Genomic DNA, 18,818 nt, shown 5'->3' on the forward strand with positions numbered 1-18,818 from the left:
GAGCGCCCAGCGATGGCGTCCGGCGCGACCTGGCTGACGTCTTCGCGTTGGTGCGCTTCAGTTGTCGCCCGCCCACGTAGCCGGGTAGCCGCCCGCTCCGGACTTCGCCGGTGACCTCCGACTCACCAGCTGTGGGTGCCGGCCTGCCACTGCCCAGGCCGGCACACGCTGAACCGTTCCCGCGTCAGAGGCACTGGCACCGGGCCACCGCCCGTCTGTGCCGCAACCGCCGCCGCACCCCCTCATGCCCCGCCGTCGTAGGAAGGCGCATACGCATGTGACCAGTATCCGAGCTCCCGGATGCCCCGGCCCATGAACATCCCAGCTCGCCGACGAGCGGCCGTCCCTCGGTGGCGGCGTGGGCCGGACCCTCGTCCCGGAGAGGGGCCGCCTGTGGAACCAGCCGGCCGAGGACGGCAAGGTGTTCTGCCCGATGCGTGTCCCCGACCGCCGGTCCATGTGGTTCCGGGCCCGGACGGAGGCACCGCTTGCGACATTCCTGTGGCTGGACGTCGTCAACCGCGACATCACCCCGTACCCCGGGGTCCTCGACCGGGTCCGCTTCGACGCCATGTCCGTGTACGTCGGACGCGGCGTCGGCGGCGGATCGCTGGTCAACGGCGGCATGGCTGTCACCCCGGCCCGTGCGTACTTCTCCAAGGTTCTTCCGCAGGTCGACGCGGCCGAGATGTATGACCGGTACTTCCCGCTCGCCCACCGGATGCTGGGCGTCAACACCGTTGCCCCGGACTGGTTCGAGAGCACCAAGTGGTACCGGTTCGCCCGGGTCTCCCGCACCCACGCCCACCGGGCAGGCCTGCGCACGACCTTCGTGCCGGGCGTCTACGACTTCTCGTACATGCGGCGCGAAGAAGCGAGGGAGGTCATCAAGTCGGCGCTCGCCGGTGAGGTGATCTACGGCAACAACCACGGCAAGCGGAGCCTGGACCGCACCTACCTGGCTGCCGCCCTCGGCACAGGCGAGGTCACCATCGAGACCCTCCACCGCGTCCGCGCGATCCGGCAGGAACCGGACGGCGGCCATGTCCTCACCGTGGACCGGACCGACGAGACAGGCCGGGTCATCGCCACTCGGGAGATCGGCTGTCGTCACCTCTTCCTCGGCGCGGGCAGCCTCGGCACCACGGAACTCCTGCTGCGCGCCCGGGAGGCGGGCGCGCTCCCCGACCTGCCCGTCGAGGTGGGCCTGGGTTGGGGCACGAACGGCAATGTCATGACCGCGCGAGCCAACCATGTATGGGACACCACCGGCGAGTGTCAGTCCACGATTCCCGTCATGGCCATCGACGACTCGGCGAACCCGACCACGCCTGTGTTCGCCGAGATCGCCCCGCTGCCGATGGGCCTGGAACACTGGATCAGCCTCTACCTGGCCATCACCCGGAACCTCGAGCGCGGCAGCTTCGCCTACGACCGGGCGACCGACGCGGTGAAGCTCCGGTGGACCCACGACCAGAACCAGCCGTCCAATTGCGGGGCCCAGCCCACCGCCTCCGAAGAGGTCCTGTCCACCGCCCTGGGAGGCGACTGGGAGTTCCGCGGCATCCGAGCGCCCCAGCGGACCTGACCCTCCTTGCTCCGGGGCCGACCTGCCCGAAGGCCGGCAGCGTCGCACTCGACGCATCCGGTTCCGCTGGGTGTGGCTGAGAGGTCGATTCCGTTCGGGGAACTCATGAGGGCTCTTGTGGGGGATGGGGGTCGGAGGAGGCCAGCGGGAGGCGTACCTGGAAGCGGGTGTCACCGGGGACGGAGTGGAACCGCAGGTCCCCGTTGTGTTTGTTGACGACGATGCGCCACGAGATGTCCAGGCCGAGACCTGTACCTTCACCCACCGGTTTGGTGGTGAAGAACGGGTCGAAGACGCGGTCGCGAATCTCCGCGGGGACTCCTGGGCCGGTGTCGCAGAACTCGACGAGCAGATGGTCTCCCTCGCGCGCGGTGCGTATGGTCAACGTGCCGTCGGCACCCGTGCTGTTCATCGCCGAGACGGCGTTGTCGATCAGATTCGTCCATACCTGGTTGAGCTCGCTGGGGTAGGCCGGGATCTTCGGCAGGCTGCGGTCGTAGTCCTTGACGACGGTGATGTGGGGGCCGATCTTCGCGGAGACCATCAGCAGGGTGCTGTCGAGCAGTTCATGCACATTGACGACCTGGTAGGGCGCTCGATCGAGTTGCGAGTACTGCTTGGCCGCGGTGACGAGGGCCGAGACGCGGCTGGTCGACTCCTCGATCTCGTTCATCAACAGCTCGGTTTCGACGGTGCAGTTGAGCCACCGCACGGCACCTTCGAGGGTGTCTCTGTCCACGGTTGCGGCGATCTGGTCCAGCCAGTCGGTGTCGAGGCCGGCCTGTACGAAGGCCGGCGCGAGCTGCCATCCGTCGCCGATGCCGTGGTCGTCCAGCCAGTCGGAGATGGTGTCCTCCCGGTCCGAGGCTTCCAGCGGGCTCAGGGTGGCGGCCTTGGCGACGCGCTCCGCCGTGCGTTCCTGGACGTCGATGAGCGCCTCCAGGCTGTCGCGCCGGTACGGGCGTGCCGCGAGGATGCCGAGCTTGTGGCGCATTCCTGCAACCCGCTCGCGGAGCGCGGACGTGGCGCGCACGGCCGCGGTGGCGGGGTTGTTCAGCTCATGGGTCAGCCCTGCGGACAGTGATCCGAGAGCCAGGAGCCGTTCTCGCTGGCCGACGGCCTCCTGGGCGCTTTTGGTGCCGAAGAAGAGGCCTTCCAACAGGTGCACGGCCATGGGAAACCACTCGTGCATGATTGCGGCGAAGGTTTCCGCGGGGAGTACGAAGAAGCGTGAGGGCTCGATGACGCGCAGGGAACTGTTGTACACCTGCCGCAGGCGGTCACCCAGGTAGGCCTGGAAGGCTCCCGCGTACACCCCGCGGCTGGAGCTGCGGTTGATCTCCACGTCGTAGTCCCCGATCCGGCGCGAGAGAACGATGGTCCCTTCGAGCAACACGTAGAAGCACGTGGCGGCGTCGCCCTCCCCGTACACGGGTCCGGGCTCGAACTCCTCCACGCGGCCTTCGCGGCAGAGCCGGGCAAGTTGGCCGGGGGCCAGCTTCTCGAAAAGGAACAGCGAGCCGAGTTCCTCCCGATTGCAGGGCATCGGACGGCCGTTCATGACTGCTCCAGATACCGGTGGGCGAGCATGACCGCCATGGCTCCCTCTCCTACCGCGGAAGCGACACGCTTGGCGGATTCGGCGCGGGCGTCTCCGGCCACGAACACGCCCGGGACGTTTGTTTCCAAGTGGTAGGGCGGTCGGTCCAACTCCCAGTCGGCCGGCGGGCGCCCGTCCGCGGTGAGGTCGGGGCCGGTCAGGATGAACCCGCGGGAGTCCCGGAGCACCGTGCCTTCCAGCCAGTCGGTCAGCGGGGCCGCGCCGATGAAGACGAACATCCACTGGGCATCCACGAGTTCGGTGTGGCCGTTCGCTGTGTCGCGGAGGGTGATCTGTTCCAGTTGGCGCGAGCCGTGGGCGGCGGCGACGACCGTGTTGGTGCGCACGGAGATCGTGGCCGTCTCCTCGACCTGCTGGACGAGGTAGTGCGACATCGACGTGGACAAGGACGGCTTACGCACCAGTATGGTGACCGACTTGGCGCTCCGGGCCAGGTATATCGCGGCCTGGCCCGCGGAGTTCGCGCCTCCGACGATGTACACGTCATGGCCTTGGCACGCAGCCGCTTCCGTCAGGGCCGAGCCGTAGAACACTCCGCAGCCGGTCAACTCGGTCACGTGGGGTGCATCCAGTTGCCGGTACGACACACCGGTCGCGAGAATCACGGCGTGCGCGGCGACAGCGGAGCCGTCCGAGAAGCGGACGACGCGCGACGCGCCGTTGACCTCCAGCCCGGTGACCTCGCGCGCGGTCAGTATCTCGGCACCGAACTTCGCAGCCTGCCGCCGGGCCCGGTCGGTGAGCTGTGCTCCGGACACTCCGTCCGGAAAGCCGAGATAGTTCTCGATGCGCGAGCTCTGGCCCGCCTGGCCTCCGGTCGCGGAGCGTTCCACGAGGACGGTCCGCAGGCCCTCGGAGGCCCCGTACACCGCCGCACCCAAACCGGCCGGTCCGCCGCCGATGATGACCAGGTCGTAGAAGTCGGTGGCCGGGGTCGTCGCGAGGCCGACCCGGGCGGCGAGCTCCTGGTCCTCGGGCTCGATGAGAGCCGTGCCGTCCGGAGTGATCACCAGCGGGAGCCGTAGGCCTTCCTGGCCCGCGGCGCACAGCAGCCGTCGGCCTTCCGGTTCGTCGGACGAGTACCAGCGGTACGGCACCTGGTTGCGGGCCAGGAACTCCCGCACGGCCGACGAACGTGCCGACCAGCGGTGTCCGACGATCTTGGTGACGGCCACTGGCCGGTGGTCGGTGGCCCTCCAGGCCTGCAGGAGGTCGTCGAGGACGGGGTAGAGCTTCTCCTCGGGTGGCTCCCAGGGCTTGAGCAGGTAGTGGTCGAGGTCGACGACGTTGATCGCGTCGATGGCCGCGTTGGTGTCCGCGTACGCGGTCAGCAGCACTCGCCGGGCGTCGGGGTGAATGTCGAGGGCTTGCTCGAGGAACTCGACGCCGTTCATCTTCGGCATCCGGTAGTCGGCCACGATCACCGCGACGGGGCCGCCACGCAGCTTCAGCTCGCGCAGGGCGGCAAGGGCGGACTCGCCGGACTCCGCGCGCACGATGCGGTACGACGCACCGTAGCGTCGCCGCAGATCGCGGGCGACAGCACGCGACACGCCCGGGTCGTCGTCCACAGTCAGGATGACGGCCCGCTCCGGACCGGCGGCCGGATCCATAGGCACCCCGTCCCCGAGTCGATCGCTCTTCCGCACCGACTTCACGTGCCTGTCTGGCACGCCAGTGCGCCAGCAATCCCCATTTTATGGGCGCTCATCATGCTTGGCGATGCAAGATCAGGCGGGCGGCTCGCTGTCGGTAGCTGCCGGGGACGCTTCAGCCGCGCGACGGCGTGACGGTGCTCGTCGTGCGGCTGCATCCACCTCGTTGCGCCACTGACTCTGCCGGCCCGCGCCCCCTCGGCGAACGGCTTCAGCGGCGCGGCATTGTCGAGCATCATGCCGCCAGGGCTGGTCAGCTCCTCGGCGTGCCCTGTTGGATTGCGGTGATCAGCTGCCGGACCTGCAACCGGGCTCCGGTGCAGCAGCCACGGCGGGCGCCGCACGACCTTCGCCGGAGGCCTTGTCACCCAGCCACCTGGGCGGGTCGGGATCGCGGCCGCCCTGGGCCGCTGCGCGCCACTCGTATCGCCTCCATCGCCGCGGTGAACCGAGTGCAGTCGCTTGTGTCCCGTCGGTGACAGCTTCCCGCGTGCCGCGCTGATCAGCAGTAGGAAGTTGCCCATCGAGCCGATATCCACCTTTCCCGCTTTCCGGCGGCCATCTGGGCGGTGATGGGCGCACCGGTGGCGTAGTCCTGCCACGTCATCTCGTGGGCCGCCCCCCCACTTGCCGAGCGCGCGTAGCTCACATTCGAAGTAGCCGAGGAAGCGCAGCAGGGACCGCATCCGTGGGACAGTGCGCGGCGCACGGTCCGCAGTACCAGTACTCGGCGATGTGCATACACGCCTTGTCGGTGTCGGGGTTGATGGCGAGCGAGTCGAGCGGGCACATCGGCTCGCTGCGGCACCAGCGCCATGGGCCCCTTGAGGACTGCATCGGGCGGGTCGGGCGGATCAGAGCGAGCGGTGCAGAAGCCCCCGCATGGTGATGCGGTCACCGCGGAACCGGATGAACTCGAGGTCGACGGGCCGGCCATCGGCCAGATGCGTCAGCCGCTCCAGCATCAGCACCGCCGCACCGCGCGGCGCCCGCAGCATGGCCGCAGAGTGCGCGTCGGCGTTGACCGCCTCCAGGGTGATCTCGGCGGTGCCGAGCGGCTGCCCGGTGAGTTCCTCCAGCAGCCGGAAGATGTCGGTGTTCTCCAGGTCGGCGCCGAGCAGCCGCACGCCGATGTCCAGCGGTATGTAGGTGAGGTCCAGCGACAGCGGCAGCCCGTGGAGCCGCCGCAGCCGCTCCACGTACAGCACCTTGCTGCCGTCCGGCACGCCCAGCCGCTCTGCCACACAGGCGGGAGCCACGACTGGCCCGACGGTGCGGACCTCATTGCTGACCCTGCCGCAGCAGATCCAGCGCGTGGCGCACGGTGTTGCGGCTGGCCAGGTAATCGGCGCAGAGGGCCGACTCGTGCGGCAGCGCGACGTCCGGGAACGCCCCGCCCAGCACTTGGTGCCGTAGCAGATCCGCGAGCTGCCGTGCCTGGTCCGCGCGCAGCCGCCGGCGCCGCGCGGCGGCTGTGGTCGGGCTCGTCGGGTCGGCTCCCTGCTGTTGGCGGCGGCGTTGGGTGGAAGGCATGGCAGGGACCGTAACCGCGTTTGCCGACCAGGTGTGTTGCCGGAGTATTACGCCATGTCGTATTGCCACGGCGGGGCTGTGACTGCGTGGCTGCGCATTTCTGAGGGAGATCCGCCACACCGGACGCGCGAATCGGCAGCGATTCCGGTCCACGCCGGGACTCGTCGGCATCTCACCAGGTTCACCCCGACCCGTTTTGTCATCCCACAGGTCGGGCAGGCTTTGACAACCATGTCCGAGGTCTGTCTAACTTACGCCGCAGATCGGTCATGAGTGTCAGCGACAAGCCCTGGCTTGCTGACCGGCAACCCTCGCGCCGCGGTGGGGTGCCCCAGGTGACGACCGGGCCGGAGACTTTCGGTAAGCGCGAGGCCCTCAGGGGCCGGAACGGTGACGGTGACGGAATGTACGCAGCTTTCGGGACGGCCGCATGGCGGCGCCGCGGCTGCCTGTTGCTGTGCGCGAACCGTTCGGTCGATCTACTCCGCGTCAACAGCGCGCTGTGTACCGGTACCGGCACAGGCACCTGCTGTGCCTTCTGCTAAGGCTGACGGTCTTCTGAATCTGTGACGCCACCGCTGTCGTGGTGTGCGCCCTTCCTGCCCAGCCCCCGTTCCGCATGCCCCGTGCGCATCGTCACGCAGAGTCCTGCCGGCTCTGCGGTGTCGTTGCCGCATCCGTGGTCCGGGGTGTCCGAATTCGCTGGAGCCCTCCATGAGTCAATCTCCTGGCGCTGCGGTATCCCTTGCCTCAGCGCCTCCTGCCGAGGAGACCCCCGAACTCTCCTCCGCGCCTCGTACCGCACGCCTCGCCGAGGCCGAACGGCCGGGTGACGACACCGCACCGCGGCCACTGGCGGCCCAGCGTGTGCTGCCGTTGCGCAGACCGGGCCGCTGGATCGCCACGGCGATCGTGCTGGTGCTGGTCGCCCAGATCGCCCACGGACTGGTGACCAACCCCTTCTATCAGTGGGACCGGTTCCAGTACTGGTTCCTGCGCCCGACGATCCTCGACGGTCTGCTCATCACCCTCGAAGTGACGGCGTACAGTGCCGTGTTGGGTCTGCTCGGCGGCATCCTGGTCGCCCTGGGCAGGCTGTCCCGGAGCCCGGTACTGCGGGCGGTCAGCTGGACCTACACATGGCTGTTCCGTTCGGTCCCGCTGATCGTGGTGCTGCTGTTCCTCTACAACTTCAGCGCGCTGTACAAGACGCTGAGCCTGGGGGTTCCGTTCGGGCCCGCCTTCTTCAGCTTCGACGAGTCCCGGCTCGCCACCGACATCGTCGTTGCGGTCGTCGGACTCAGCCTGAACGAGGCGGCGTACGCATCTGAGGTGGTGCGGAGCGGCATCCTCGCGGTCGACCAGGGGCAGCACGAGGCGGCATCGGCACTCGGCCTGCCGAAGAGCTACCAGTTCACGAAGATCGTCTTTCCGCAGGCACTGCGCTCCATCACCCCGAACTACGTCAATCTGCTGATCAATCTCATCAAGAGCACCTCGCTCGTCTTCTACGTGTCCTTGCTCGACCTGTTCGGATCCGCGCAGAGCATGGGCAGCACCTACCCGGGTGACATCGTCCCGCTGCTACTGGTCGCCACCGTCTGGTACCTGATCCTCACGAGTGCGGTCTCCGTCGTCCAGTTCTACGTCGAGCGGTACTTCTCCCGGGGCGCAACGCGCACCCTTCCGCCGACGCCGTTGCAGAAGTTGCGGACGAGTCTGCGTGATCTGCGGGTCCGAGCCCGGAGGGAGGCGGCGATATGACGACCGAGACTGCTGGTAGCACCGAGCTGACTGAGACCACCGAGGCCACCGACACAACCGACGCCACCGAGATACGGCCGGCTGCCGTCGAGGTGCACGACGTGCACAAGTGGTACGGCGCTCACCGGGTGCTGGACGGCGTCGAGTTGACCGTGCGGCCGGGCGAGGTCACCGTGATTCTGGGGCCGTCCGGGTCCGGCAAGTCCACCCTGCTGCGGGTGATCAACCATCTGGAGAAGCCCGAGGTCGGGTACGTCAGCGTGAACGGCGAGCCGATCGGCGTACGCCGGCACGGTGAGAGGCTCAAGGAGCTGAGCGAGCGGGTCATCCTGGGCCAGCGCGGCCGGATCGGCTTCGTCTTCCAGAACTTCAACCTCTTCCCGCATCTGACCGCGCTGGACAACGTGGCAGCCGCTCCCGTTGCCACCGGGAAGCTGACCAAGCCACAGGCCCAGGAGCTGGCCCGCGAGCTGCTCGGCCGGGTGGGCCTGGCCGACAAGGTCGGCGCCTATCCGCGGCAGCTGTCCGGCGGCCAGCAGCAGCGGGTGGCCATCGCCCGCGCGCTCGCCCTGGGGCCGGGGGTCATCCTCTTCGACGAACCCACCTCCGCGCTTGATCCCGAACTGGTCGGCGAGGTGCTGGCCGTCATCAAGGACCTGGCCACCAGCGGCACCACCCTCATCATCGTCACCCACGAGATCGGATTCGCCCGTGAGGTCGCCGACCAGGTCGTCTTCCTTGACGAGGGTCGGATCGTCGAACAGGGCCCGCCCACCGAGGTGCTGGACCACCCGAAACACGAGCGGACCAGGGACTTCCTGAGCAAGGTGCTCTGACCCCGCCGAACAAGCAACACGCCACCACAATCACTCACCGAACCAAGGACAGCCATGCGCACCGCCAACCTTCGCAGCAGACTCCTCCGCAGCCTCACCGCAGGCACCGCCGTCGCCACCCTCGCCACCGGCCTCGCCGCCTGCGGGGGCAACAGCGAAGCGGCCGGCAAGTCTGACAACAAGCCGTCCGGGACGGTCACCGTGGGCGCCCTTTCCAACGGGGCCGCCAAGGAGACCGACCTCAAGGTCTCCGAGGTCAAGTCCATCAGCGCCAAGCTGCCCAAGTCGATCGTCAAGCAAGGCAAGCTGGTCATCGGCGTCGGCGCCCTGCCCACCGGCTCCGTGCCGATTCAGTACGTGGGGGATGACCAGAAGACCCTCACCGGATCCGAGCCCGACTTCGGTCGACTGGTGGCCGCGGTCCTCGGCCTCAAGCCCGAGCTGAAGAACTCGACCTGGGAGAACCTGTTCGTCGGCATCGACAGTGGCAAGGTCGATGTGGCCTTCTCCAACGTCACCGACACCGAGGAGCGCAAGAAGAAGTACGAGTTCGCCACCTACCGGCAGGACAACCTGGGGTTCGAGGTGCCCAAGAAGAGCCCCTGGAACTTCGACGGCGACTACAAGAACCTGGCCGGCAAGACGGTCTCGGTGAGCCGGGGCACCAACCAGGAGAAGGTCCTGCTGGAGTGGAAGGCGAAGCTGAAGAAGGAGGGCAAGGACCTCACCGTCAAGTACTACCCGGACAACAACAGTGTCTACCTGGCGCTGAACAGCGGGAAGATAGATGCCCACTTCGGCCCCAACCCCAGCATCGCTTACCACACCACCCACACGGCGAATACCCCCAACGCAACCCGTAGCGCTGGCAAGTTCTCCGGCGCGGGCGCGAAGCTCCAGGGTCTGATCGCCGCGACGTCGAAGAAGGACAGCGGGCTGGCCAAGCCGGTCGCCGAGGCCATCAACTACCTGATCAAGCACGGCCAGTACGCCAAGTGGCTGGACGCCTGGAACCTCTCCAACGAGGCCGTCAGGACCTCCCAGGTCAACCCGCCCGGCCTGCCGCTCGACAACTCCTGATCAACGCTCGCACGGGCGTCTGCCGCCCGGGACCGCCCCGGGACTCCGGCGTCACGTCGGAGTCCCGGGCACCCCGGCCCGCCATGTCCGTCACGGATGACACGGATCCCACGGAGCCTTCTCACCACTATGTCCACCAGCGTCTCGCCTTCCCCCGCGCAGAGCCCGGCCGGACCGCACGTCCTGGACAACGCTGTCTGGGCCGCGCTGACTGGCCCGCACGCCCGGTTCGCCGAGCGCCGCGGCCACGCTGCCCGCTACCCCCTGGACGTGTGCCCCTTCACCGCCCTCGCCGACCCGGCCGACCCGGGGGCCTGGGCCGACCTGACCGCGCTGGTCGGCCCGGACACGGTCACCGCCGTCACGGGAGCGCGGGCCGTCCCCGACGGATGGGAGATCGTGGAGAGAGGGCAGGGCGTCCAACTGGTCGACACCGGGCTGCGCGCCGAATCCGCCCCCGAAGCGGTACGGCTCGGGCTCGATGACATCCCCGAGATCCTGGACCTGATCGCTCTGACCAAGCCGGGTCCCTTCCTGCCCCGCACCGTCGAACTCGGCACCTACCTCGGCATCCGGCACCACGGACGGCTCATCGCCATGGCCGGGGAACGCGTGCATCCGCCGGGCTGGACGGAGATCAGCGCCGTCTGCACCCATCCGGCACACCGTGGGCAGGGCCTGGCCACGCGACTGGTCCGGGCGGTGGCGGCCGGGATCAGGGAACGCGGGGAGACCCCCTTCCTCCACACCCTCGCAAGCAACACCCCCGCCATCCGCCTCTACGAGTCGATCGGCTTCACCCTGCGCCGCCGTACGGACTTCCTGCTGGTGCGCACCCCGGGCCGCCAGTCGGCACCGACACCTTGAACAGGCGGCCGCCGTGCCCGACGACGCCATCTCCGACCACGCCCAGACGCCGAAGGGAACCGACATGGTCACCTCCGAGAACCGCCCCGCGCGATACTCAACGGCCGTTGCAGACGACGACATACTCCTTCGCGTCCTGCGGCGCCACGCAGCCGGAGTCACGGTGATCACCGTCCCGGGCCCGGCCGGCTTCACGGCCACCTCTTTCACCTCCGTGTCACTGCAGCCACCCCTCGTGTCCTTCTGTCTGGGCCTCGGCGCATCCACCGTGCCGGCCGTACGGGAAACCGACCGGTTCGCCGTCCACCTTCTCGGCGCCAAGAACGCCGAGGTGGCACGGCAGTTCGCACGCAGTGGCGTCGACCGCTACCAGGGCATCGCCTGGACCGCGCACGAGGACGGCCTGCCCATACTCGACGACGTACCCGCCTGGCTCACTGCTCGGGTGACGCTGCGTCAGCCAGTAGGCGACCATCTGCTGGTCGTCGGCGAGGTCGAGACCGGCGCGGTGCATCAGGAGGCGACGGCACTGGTGCATCACGACAGGGCGTTCGCCGCGGCCCGTCCACTGCTCCCACAACCGATCCGTCGCGCTTCATGACGGTCACAGTGACCGCGACGATCGCGACGAGATGAGCCCACACTCCCGGTACGTACGTCCCATAAGGAAGGCGCCCCACCGTGTCCTCGTCATCCTCTTCGCTGCCTGCTTCGCCCCCTTCATCCGCCCCGCTGCACCTGGCCGTGGCGCTTGACGGCGCGGGCTGGCACCCTGCCGCCTGGCGCGAGCCGGTGGCCCGGCCCCGGGACCTGTTCACCGCCGGCTACTGGGCCGACCTCGTCGCCGAGGCCGAACGCGGCCTGCTCGACTTCGTCACGATCGAGGACTCGCTCGGACTCCAGTCCGCGCACTTCCTGGAACCGGACGGCCGCACCGACCAGGTGCGCGGACGGCTGGACGCCGTCCTCATCGCCGCCCGTGTCGCCCCGCTGACCAGGCACATTGGTCTCGTGCCGACCGTGGTGGCCACCCACACCGAGCCGTTCCACATCTCCAAGGCGATCGCCACGCTCGACTATGTGAGCACCGGTCGCGCGGGCCTGCGTGTGCAGGTGACGGCGCGCCCGAACGAGGCCGGGCACTTCGGACGCCGCACGATCCCGCCCTTCGGCCTCGGGGACCTGGACAGACCGGCCGTGCGGGAGCTGACGACGGACCTCCTTGACGAGGCCGCCGACTACGTCGACGTCGTGCGCCGGCTGTGGGACAGCTGGGAGGACGATGCGGAGATCCGGGACGTCGCCACCGGCCGCTTCATCGACCGCGACAAGCTGCACTACATCGACTTCGAGGGCAAGCACTTCAGTGTCAAGGGCCCCTCGATCACGCCTCGGCCGCCGCAGGGCCAGCCCCTGGTGAGCGCGCTCGCCCACGAGCACTCGACCGGTGCCCCGTTCCGGCTGGTCGCCCGCTCCGCCGACGTCGGATACGTCACGCCGCACGACACCGAGCAGGCGCGCGCCGTCGTCGCCGCGGTGCGTGCCGAGCAGGATGCGGCAGGGCGCACGGGGGAGCCGCTGCACCTCTTCGGTGACCTGGTGGTCTTCCTGGACGACACTCCGGCCGCGGCGGAGGACCGCCGGGACCGCCTGGACGCCCTTGCCGGATACGCGTACGCCGGCGACGCCCGAATCTTCACCGGCACACCCGCCCAACTTGCTGATCTGCTGCTGGAGTTGAGGGCGGACGGGCTGTCCGGCTTCCGGCTGCGCCCCGCCGTCCTGGGACACGACCTCCCCGCGATCACCCGGGGTCTGGTCCCCGAACTCCAGCGCCGAGGCGCCTTCCGGAGCTCCTACCAGGCCGACACCCTGCGCGGGCTGCTCGGGCTCGCCCGCCCCGCCAACCGCTACGCCGCCGCCACCGCCTGAGCCGGAGGGACCCACTCATGAGCACGTCGTCAACGGACAAGCCGTCCTCAACGGACAAGCCGCTCAAACAGATTCACCTCGCGGCCCACTTTCCCGGCGTCAACAACACCACCGTGTGGAGCGCCCCCGAAGCCGGCAGCCACATCGAGTTCAGCTCCTTCGCACACCTGGCGCGGACCGCTGAACGAGCCAAGTTCGACTTCCTGTTCCTCGCCGAAGGACTCAGACTGCGTGAGCAGGGCGGGAAAATCCATGACCTCGACGTCGTCGGCCGCCCCGACACCTTCACCGTCCTCTCCGCGCTCGCCGCCGTCACCGAACACCTCGGCCTGACCGGCACCATCAACTCCACCTTCAACGAGCCCTATGAGGTCGCCCGACAGTTCGCCAGCCTCGACCATCTGTCGGGCGGGCGCGCCGCCTGGAACGTGGTGACCTCCTGGGACGCCTTCACCGGCGAGAACTTCCGCCGCGGTGGTTTCCTGCCGCAGGAGGAGCGCTACTCCCGGGCCAAGGAGTTCCTGACCACGGCCCACGAACTGTTCGACTCCTGGCGCGGCGACGAGATCATCGCCGACCAGGCGACCGGCACCTTCCTGCGCGATGCCCAGGCCGGAGCCTTCATCCACCAGGGCGAGCAGTTCGACATCAGCGGACAGTTCAACGTTCCGCGCAGCCCCCAGGGACGCCCGGTGATCTTCCAGGCCGGCGCCTCCGACGAGGGGCGCGAGTTCGCGGCCTCCAGCGCCGACGCGATCTTCAGCCGGTACAGCAAGCTCGAGGAGGGGCAGGCCTTCTACCAGGACGTCAAGGGCCGCCTCGCCCGCTACGGGCGCAGACACGACCAGCTCCTGATCCTGCCGGCCGCGACGTTCGTCCTCGGCGACACGGACGCCGAGGCGCGGGAACTCGCCCACGAGGTACGACGGCAGCAGGTGAGCGGAGCCACCGCGATCAAGTACCTGGAGCACGTCTGGAACCGGGACCTGTCCGCCTACGACCCGGACGGCCCGCTGCCCGACGTCGACCCGATCCCCGGCGAGAACACCATCGCGCTCGGCCGCGCCAGCGTACGGCAGTTCCGCGACCCGCTCGCCGTCGCCAAGGAGTGGCGCGAGCGCGCCGAAGCGAAGAACCTCTCCATCCGCGAGCTGGTCATCGAGACCACCACCCGCCAGTCGTTCATCGGCTCCCCGGCCACCGTCGCCGAGACCATCAACGAGTTCGTCCAGGCGGACGCCTCCGACGGCTTCATCCTCGTCCCGCACCTCACCCCTGGCGGCCTCGACGCCTTCGCCGACACCGTGGTTCCGCTGCTCCAGGAGCGCGGAGTGTTCCGGACCGAGTACGCGGGCACCACTCTGCGCGACCACCTTGGCTTGGAGCACCCCGACGCCGAGGTGCCGGCCGGGCGGGCCGCCTCATGAGCACACCCCTCGGCGTCCTCGACCTGGTCCCGATCTCGTCCGGCGGCACGGCCACAGAGGCGCTCCACAACTCCATCGACCTCGCCCGGCAGGCCGAACGCTTCGGCTACGCCCGCTACTGGTTCGCCGAACACCATCTCAATCCGGGCGTGGCGGGCACCTCACCCGCCGTCGTCCTCGCCCTGACCGCCTCCGCGACCTCGACGATCCGGCTCGGCTCCGGAGCCGTACAGCTCGGTCACCGCACCGCGCTGTCCACGGTCGAGGAATTCGGCCTGATCGACACGCTGCACCCCGGGCGCCTCGACCTGGGCCTCGGACGCTCCGGCGGTCGTCCGCTCGGACCGCCCGCCGCCCCGCTGCCGGCCGAGACCCCTGTCGTCGACGGCCGGGCCCCCAACGGGCTGCGGATCCCGGAGCGCTTCTCCTTCGCGCACCTGCTCGGCTCACCGAGGGCCGCGCTCCAGCGCAGACTGCTCCAGCTGCCAGGCGCCGAGTCGCAGGACTATGGCGAGCAGATCGATGACATCCTCGCGCTGCTGGCCGGCACGTACCGCTCCGCGGACGGCATCGAGGCACACGCCGTCCCGGGGGAGGGCGCCGACGTACAGGTGTGGATCCTGGGCAGCAGCGGCGGGCAGAGCGCCGAGGCCGCCGGCCGCAACGGTCTGCGGTTCGCGGCGAACTACCACGTCAGCCCGGCCACCGTGCTGGAGGCGGCGGACGGCTACCGCGCCGCGTTCCAGCCCTCCGACGTGCTCGACAAGCCGTACGTGAGCGTCTCGGCCGATGTCGTTGTCGCCGAGGACGACGGGACCGCCCGCGAACTCGCCACCGGCTACGGCCTGTGGGTCCGCAGCATCCGCAGCGCCGAGGGCGCGATCGAGTTCCCCACGCCCGAGCAGGCCCGCTCCCATGTGTGGACCGACGCGGACCGGGCACTGGTCGCCGACCGTGTGGAAACCCAGTTCGCCGGCTCCCCGGGCCGTGTGGCCGACCAGCTGGAGCAGCTTCAGGAGGCCACCGGCGCCGACGAACTGCTGATCACCACCATCACGCACGGCCATGCCGACCGGGTGCGGTCCTACGAACTGCTGGCGGAGGAGTGGCAGCGCAGATGAGCGGGAAGCCGTACGCGTCCTGTCGGCTGTCTGCGGCTGCGATTGTGAACGACATGCTGCGCGCGCGTGGCGGGAGAATCAGAAAGTGAGACGAGGGCTGTTGTGTCATTGACGTGGCCGATTTTCGCTGTCAGCCTCCCGAGTGTGAGTCATTCGGCGAACTTCACCGCACGCCTGCACGTCGATCTGCGACGCCAGGCCAGTGCCATCTGTGCCGCTGGCCGTTAGGGCTGCCGGCCAGCGTCAGCTGCTCCTTCGCGCCCTTCGATTCCGGCGCACTTTCCGGCCCGGGATTTTCCCCGTTGCCAGGTGTTTCTCGCCGCATACACACCTGGAATAGGCCGGGACCGGTGCGCGTGCCGGTTTGTTTCACCTCACCCGTCGCATTTCCTCTTCGGATTTCGCACCTCGGGCTGTCTTCACACCCCAGGCCGTTTCTTTACGTCCCGAGTCGGCGGTCATCCCCCCGTACGTCTACCGCCGCTGCTGCACTCACCAACGCGAACAGGACCCTTCCATGAGCTCCATAAGCAAGCTGACGACCCCTTCGAGCCGACGACAGTTCCTCACCCTGCTGGGCCTCTCGGCGGTTGCAGTCAGTTGCGGTACCGGGGGTGGCGGCTCGGCGAAGGATCAGGCCAAGACGCTGCGATACCAGGGCTGGGCGGGGTCGGTCATCCTGCCGGAACTGGCCGAGGACCTCGGCTTCCTGGAGGACGTGAAGCTGAAGTGGGTCGGCAACACGATCAGCGGGCCGCAGGACATCCAGTCGGCGGCCACCGGGCAGGTCGACTTCGGCGGCGCGTTCAACGGAGCCGTCGTCAAACTTGCTGCGAGAAAGGCTCCCATCACGGCGGTCATCAGCTACTACGGCGTCGACAAGGCCGCCTACAACGGCTTTTACGTCCTCAAGGACAGCCCGATCCACTCGGCCCGTGACCTGATCGGCAAGAAGGTCGGGATGAACACCCTCGGCGCGCACTCCGAGGCGATGCTCGACATCTACCTGCAACGCCACGGCTTGTCACAGGCGGACATCAAGAAGGTCGAGCCGTTGGTGGTGCCCCCGGTCAACATCGAGCAGTCGCTGCGGCAGAAGCAGATCCAGGTGGGCGTCCTCGGCGACATCCTGCGCGACAAGGCCCTGCAGACCGGCGGCATCAGGCCGCTGTTCACCGACCACCAGCTGCTCGGCAACTTTTCCGCCGGCACGTATGTGGTGAACGACCGGTTCCTGAAGGAGAACCCCGACACCGCGCGCACCTTCGTCACGGGCGTCGCGCGCGCCATCGAGTGGGCCCGCGCCAGACCGCGCGACGAGGTCATCGACCGGCAGATCGAGATCGTCAAGAAGCGTGGCCGCAACGAGGACACCGGCCCGCTGAAGTACTGGAAGTCCTTCGGCGTCGCCGAGACCGCCGGGCGCATCGCCGACAAGGACCTCCAGCTGTGGATCGACTGGCTCGCCAAACGCGGTGACATCGAGAAGGGCCAGGTCAAGGCGTCGGATCTCTACACCAACGAGTTCAACGCGTACAGCCGGAAGGACAAGTCGAAGGACCAGTCGTCCGCGGCCAAGCCGACCTCCAAGAGCGGGAGCTGACCATGCCGGGATCCGCCACACCAAAGATCGAGTTCGAGCGGGTGCGCAAGACCTTTCCCGCCAAGAAGGGGAGGTCCCCGGGCCGCGGATCGGCTTACGGGGACGGAGACGGCGAGTTCACCGCTCTGGACGCTGTCGACCTGCGGATCGAAGCGGGGGAGTTCGTCGTCGTGGTCGGCCCCAGCGGATGTGGCAAGTCCACGCTCCTGGACCTGCTGGGCGGGCTCGCCCGGCCGACCGCCGGACGGATCCTCCTGGACGGGGAACCGGTGACCGGGCCCGGCCTGGACCGCGGCATCGTCTTCCAGCAATACGCCCTGCTGCCCTGGCGCACCGCCCTGGGCAACGTCGAATTCGGCCTGGAGGCGACCGGCGTACCACGACGCGAGCGCGCCGCGCGTGCCCGCGACTACCTGGACCTGGTCGGGCTCTCCGGCTTCGAGAACCGTCACCCGCACGAGCTGTCCGGCGGCATGCGCCAGCGCGTGGCCATCGCGCGTTCCCTCGCCTACGACCCCGACGTCCTGCTGATGGACGAGCCGTTCGCCGCACTGGACGCCCAGACCAGGGAATCGCTCCAGGACGAGCTGCTGCGCATCTGGCAGCGCACCGGAAAGACCGTTGTCTTCATCACCCACGGCATCGAGGAGGCCGTCTACCTGGGCCAGCGGGTGGCCGTCATGACCTCCAGGCCCGGCCGCATCAAGCAGGCCGTGCCGATCGGCTTCGACTCCCGCACGGAGACGGACGACCTACGGTCCAGCCCCGAGTTCGCACGGTACCGGCACGAGATCTGGACGCTGCTGCACGACGAGGTGACCAGGGCCCAACTGCTGGAGAAGGAGGAGGTCTCCGTATGAGCCTCGCAAGCGGTTCGAGCACGCGGCTCGACACCCCAAAGGAACTCTCCGCACCGACCACCGGCACGGCGCCAGTGCCCACCGAGAAGCTCGGGACGGCCCTGCCGAGCAGGCCCAGCAGGCCGCGACACCTTGGCCCTCCCGTACCGGCCCGCATCCTGCGCGCCGTACTGACCGGCATCACCAGGTCGGTCGCGATCCTCGCCCTTCTGCTCGCGTGGGAGCTGGCCCCCCGCCTCGGCCTGGTGGACCGCACCTTCCTGCCGCCGTTCAGCGAGGTCGCCCAGGCATGGTGGGGACTGGTGGCCAACGGCCAGCTCGCCGACAACGCACAGGCGAGCCTGGTGCGTTCGTTCAGCGGATTCGCGATTGCCGTCGGCGTGTCCGTACCGCTGGGCCTGCTCATCGGCTGGTACCGGCCGGTCGCCGATCTCCTCAACCCGTTGCTGCAGGTCTTCCTCAACACCGCCGCCCTGGCCCTCCTGCCGGTGTTCGTCCTGCTCCTCGGCATCGGCGAGACGTCGAAGATCTCCATCGTGGTGTACGCGTGCGCCTGGCCGATCCTGTTCAACACCATCAGCGCGGTACGCACCGTCGACCCCACCCTGCTGAAGCTGGCGAAGTCCATGGACCTGTCCGCCCCGCGGCTGTTCCAGAAGGTGATCCTGCCGGCCTCGGTGCCGACGATCTTCACCGGAATCCGGTTGGCCGGGGCGGTGTCCATCGTCGTCCTGGTCGCCGCCGAGATGATCGGCGCCAAGGCCGGTCTCGGCTATCTCATCAACGCATCCCAGTACAACTTCGCCATTCCCCAGATGTATGCGGGCATCGTCACGATCTCCGTCATCGGCGTGGCCTTCAACCAACTGCTGGTGACCGTGGAGAAGCGGCTCAGCGCATGGCGCGTCCCCGCGACGGGCTGACGTCTGCC

Annotated in this window: 15 protein-coding genes, 4 pseudogenes and 1 riboswitch; of the genes and pseudogenes, 14 read left to right on the forward strand and 5 right to left on the reverse strand. The window is 68.7% G+C overall.

Annotated elements, in window-relative coordinates:
* Window positions 1-571: 571 nt before the first annotated feature.
* Both ADL29_RS46820 and ADL29_RS46825 read left to right on the forward strand, forming a co-directional pair.
* Window positions 572-1,150, forward strand: a pseudogene (locus ADL29_RS46820) (GMC family oxidoreductase N-terminal domain-containing protein); the annotation flags it as partial.
* A gap of 84 nt (window positions 1,151-1,234) precedes the next feature.
* Window positions 1,235-1,588: a hypothetical protein gene (locus ADL29_RS46825; protein WP_470622140.1), complete on the forward strand. Its 354-nt coding sequence runs from the start codon at window positions 1,235-1,237 to the stop codon at window positions 1,586-1,588.
* 103 nt (window positions 1,589-1,691) lie between these two features.
* On the opposite strand, the gene ADL29_RS12165 is transcribed toward ADL29_RS46825, so the two are convergent.
* From ADL29_RS12165 to ADL29_RS12175, 5 genes and pseudogenes are all read right to left on the reverse strand, one after another.
* On the reverse strand, window positions 1,692-3,149 hold the full coding sequence (locus ADL29_RS12165; protein ID WP_053923682.1) for an ATP-binding protein: 1,458 nt from the start codon (window positions 3,147-3,149) through the stop codon (window positions 1,692-1,694).
* Entirely contained in the window at window positions 3,146-4,822 is a 1,677-nt protein-coding gene (locus ADL29_RS12170) for an NAD(P)/FAD-dependent oxidoreductase (protein ID WP_053923683.1), read from the reverse strand. Before ADL29_RS12170 ends, ADL29_RS12165 begins: the two co-directional genes overlap by 4 nt.
* Before the next feature lie 527 nt (window positions 4,823-5,349).
* A pseudogene (locus ADL29_RS45125) lies at window positions 5,350-5,544 on the reverse strand (ABC transporter substrate-binding protein); the annotation flags it as partial.
* Window positions 5,510-5,656, reverse strand: a pseudogene (locus ADL29_RS44065) (4Fe-4S dicluster domain-containing protein); the annotation flags it as partial. The pseudogenes ADL29_RS45125 and ADL29_RS44065, both read right to left, overlap by 35 nt.
* Before the next feature lie 62 nt (window positions 5,657-5,718).
* Window positions 5,719-6,397: pseudogene (locus ADL29_RS12175) on the reverse strand (GntR family transcriptional regulator).
* A 265-nt stretch (window positions 6,398-6,662) separates the two neighbouring features.
* Window positions 6,663-6,770, forward strand: a riboswitch (SAM riboswitch).
* A 341-nt stretch (window positions 6,771-7,111) separates the two neighbouring features.
* Between ADL29_RS12175 and ADL29_RS12180 the strand changes: the two are divergent.
* The 12 genes from ADL29_RS12180 to ADL29_RS12230 all read left to right on the forward strand — a co-directional run bounded on the left by ADL29_RS12180 (window position 7,112) and on the right by ADL29_RS12230 (window position 18,810).
* The gene (locus ADL29_RS12180; RefSeq protein WP_053923684.1) at window positions 7,112-8,161 is read left to right on the forward strand and encodes an amino acid ABC transporter permease; all 1,050 of its coding nucleotides are present in this window, start codon (window positions 7,112-7,114) and stop codon (window positions 8,159-8,161) included.
* 71 nt (window positions 8,162-8,232) lie between these two features.
* Window positions 8,233-8,997, forward strand: coding sequence for an amino acid ABC transporter ATP-binding protein (locus ADL29_RS12185; RefSeq protein WP_053923797.1), 765 nt, complete (start codon window positions 8,233-8,235; stop codon window positions 8,995-8,997).
* Between the two features lie 54 nt (window positions 8,998-9,051).
* Window positions 9,052-10,077, forward strand: a complete 1,026-nt coding sequence (locus ADL29_RS12190) for an ABC transporter substrate-binding protein (protein WP_053923685.1) — start codon at window positions 9,052-9,054, stop codon at window positions 10,075-10,077.
* 129 nt (window positions 10,078-10,206) lie between these two features.
* Window positions 10,207-10,944 carry a GNAT family N-acetyltransferase gene (locus ADL29_RS12195; protein ID WP_053923686.1) on the forward strand — a complete coding sequence of 246 codons (738 nt, stop codon included), beginning with the start codon at window positions 10,207-10,209 and terminating at the stop codon, window positions 10,942-10,944.
* A 13-nt stretch (window positions 10,945-10,957) separates the two neighbouring features.
* The gene (locus tag ADL29_RS12200) at window positions 10,958-11,545 is read left to right on the forward strand and encodes a flavin reductase family protein (RefSeq protein WP_078970923.1); all 588 of its coding nucleotides are present in this window, start codon (window positions 10,958-10,960) and stop codon (window positions 11,543-11,545) included.
* A gap of 80 nt (window positions 11,546-11,625) precedes the next feature.
* Window positions 11,626-12,876 carry an LLM class flavin-dependent oxidoreductase gene (locus ADL29_RS12205; RefSeq protein WP_053923687.1) on the forward strand — a complete coding sequence of 417 codons (1,251 nt, stop codon included), beginning with the start codon at window positions 11,626-11,628 and terminating at the stop codon, window positions 12,874-12,876.
* Between the two features lie 17 nt (window positions 12,877-12,893).
* Window positions 12,894-14,303, forward strand: a complete 1,410-nt coding sequence (locus ADL29_RS12210) for an NtaA/DmoA family FMN-dependent monooxygenase (RefSeq protein ID WP_053923688.1) — start codon at window positions 12,894-12,896, stop codon at window positions 14,301-14,303.
* On the forward strand, window positions 14,300-15,424 hold the full coding sequence (locus ADL29_RS12215; protein WP_053923689.1) for an LLM class flavin-dependent oxidoreductase: 1,125 nt from the start codon (window positions 14,300-14,302) through the stop codon (window positions 15,422-15,424). Before ADL29_RS12210 ends, ADL29_RS12215 begins: the two co-directional genes overlap by 4 nt.
* 144 nt (window positions 15,425-15,568) lie before the next feature.
* Window positions 15,569-15,652 carry a putative leader peptide gene (locus tag ADL29_RS46550; protein WP_388262187.1) on the forward strand — a complete coding sequence of 28 codons (84 nt, stop codon included), beginning with the start codon at window positions 15,569-15,571 and terminating at the stop codon, window positions 15,650-15,652.
* Between the two features lie 289 nt (window positions 15,653-15,941).
* The gene (locus ADL29_RS12220) at window positions 15,942-17,027 is read left to right on the forward strand and encodes an ABC transporter substrate-binding protein (protein ID WP_053923690.1); all 1,086 of its coding nucleotides are present in this window, start codon (window positions 15,942-15,944) and stop codon (window positions 17,025-17,027) included.
* A gap of 2 nt (window positions 17,028-17,029) precedes the next feature.
* Window positions 17,030-17,887 carry an ABC transporter ATP-binding protein gene (locus ADL29_RS12225; RefSeq protein ID WP_053923691.1) on the forward strand — a complete coding sequence of 286 codons (858 nt, stop codon included), beginning with the start codon at window positions 17,030-17,032 and terminating at the stop codon, window positions 17,885-17,887.
* A complete protein-coding gene (locus ADL29_RS12230) occupies window positions 17,884-18,810 on the forward strand; it encodes an ABC transporter permease (RefSeq protein ID WP_053923692.1) in 927 nt (308 codons plus the stop codon). Before ADL29_RS12225 ends, ADL29_RS12230 begins: the two co-directional genes overlap by 4 nt.
* The last annotated feature ends 8 nt before the right edge of the window (window positions 18,811-18,818 follow it).

This window comes from Streptomyces chattanoogensis (genome assembly GCF_001294335.1).
In the GTDB taxonomy this organism is placed as follows: domain Bacteria; phylum Actinomycetota; class Actinomycetes; order Streptomycetales; family Streptomycetaceae; genus Streptomyces; species Streptomyces chattanoogensis.

Bases quoted from the DNA above. Each gene is read 5' to 3' on its own strand.
- ADL29_RS12195 (WP_053923686.1), top strand. From the start codon at position 10,207: ATGTCCACCAGCGTCTCGCCTTCCCCCGCGCAGAGCCCGGCCGGACCG.
- ADL29_RS12170 (WP_053923683.1), bottom strand. From the start codon at position 4,822: ATGGATCCGGCCGCCGGTCCGGAGCGGGCCGTCATCCTGACTGTGGAC.
- ADL29_RS12210 (WP_053923688.1), top strand. From the start codon at position 12,894: ATGAGCACGTCGTCAACGGACAAGCCGTCCTCAACGGACAAGCCGCTC.
- ADL29_RS12190 (WP_053923685.1), top strand. From the start codon at position 9,052: ATGCGCACCGCCAACCTTCGCAGCAGACTCCTCCGCAGCCTCACCGCA.
- ADL29_RS12225 (WP_053923691.1), top strand. From the start codon at position 17,030: ATGCCGGGATCCGCCACACCAAAGATCGAGTTCGAGCGGGTGCGCAAG.
- ADL29_RS12165 (WP_053923682.1), bottom strand. From the start codon at position 3,149: ATGAACGGCCGTCCGATGCCCTGCAATCGGGAGGAACTCGGCTCGCTG.
- ADL29_RS12230 (WP_053923692.1), top strand. From the start codon at position 17,884: ATGAGCCTCGCAAGCGGTTCGAGCACGCGGCTCGACACCCCAAAGGAA.
- ADL29_RS12180 (WP_053923684.1), top strand. From the start codon at position 7,112: ATGAGTCAATCTCCTGGCGCTGCGGTATCCCTTGCCTCAGCGCCTCCT.
- ADL29_RS12215 (WP_053923689.1), top strand. From the start codon at position 14,300: ATGAGCACACCCCTCGGCGTCCTCGACCTGGTCCCGATCTCGTCCGGC.
- ADL29_RS12220 (WP_053923690.1), top strand. From the start codon at position 15,942: ATGAGCTCCATAAGCAAGCTGACGACCCCTTCGAGCCGACGACAGTTC.
- ADL29_RS46825 (WP_470622140.1), top strand. From the start codon at position 1,235: ATGACCGCGCGAGCCAACCATGTATGGGACACCACCGGCGAGTGTCAG.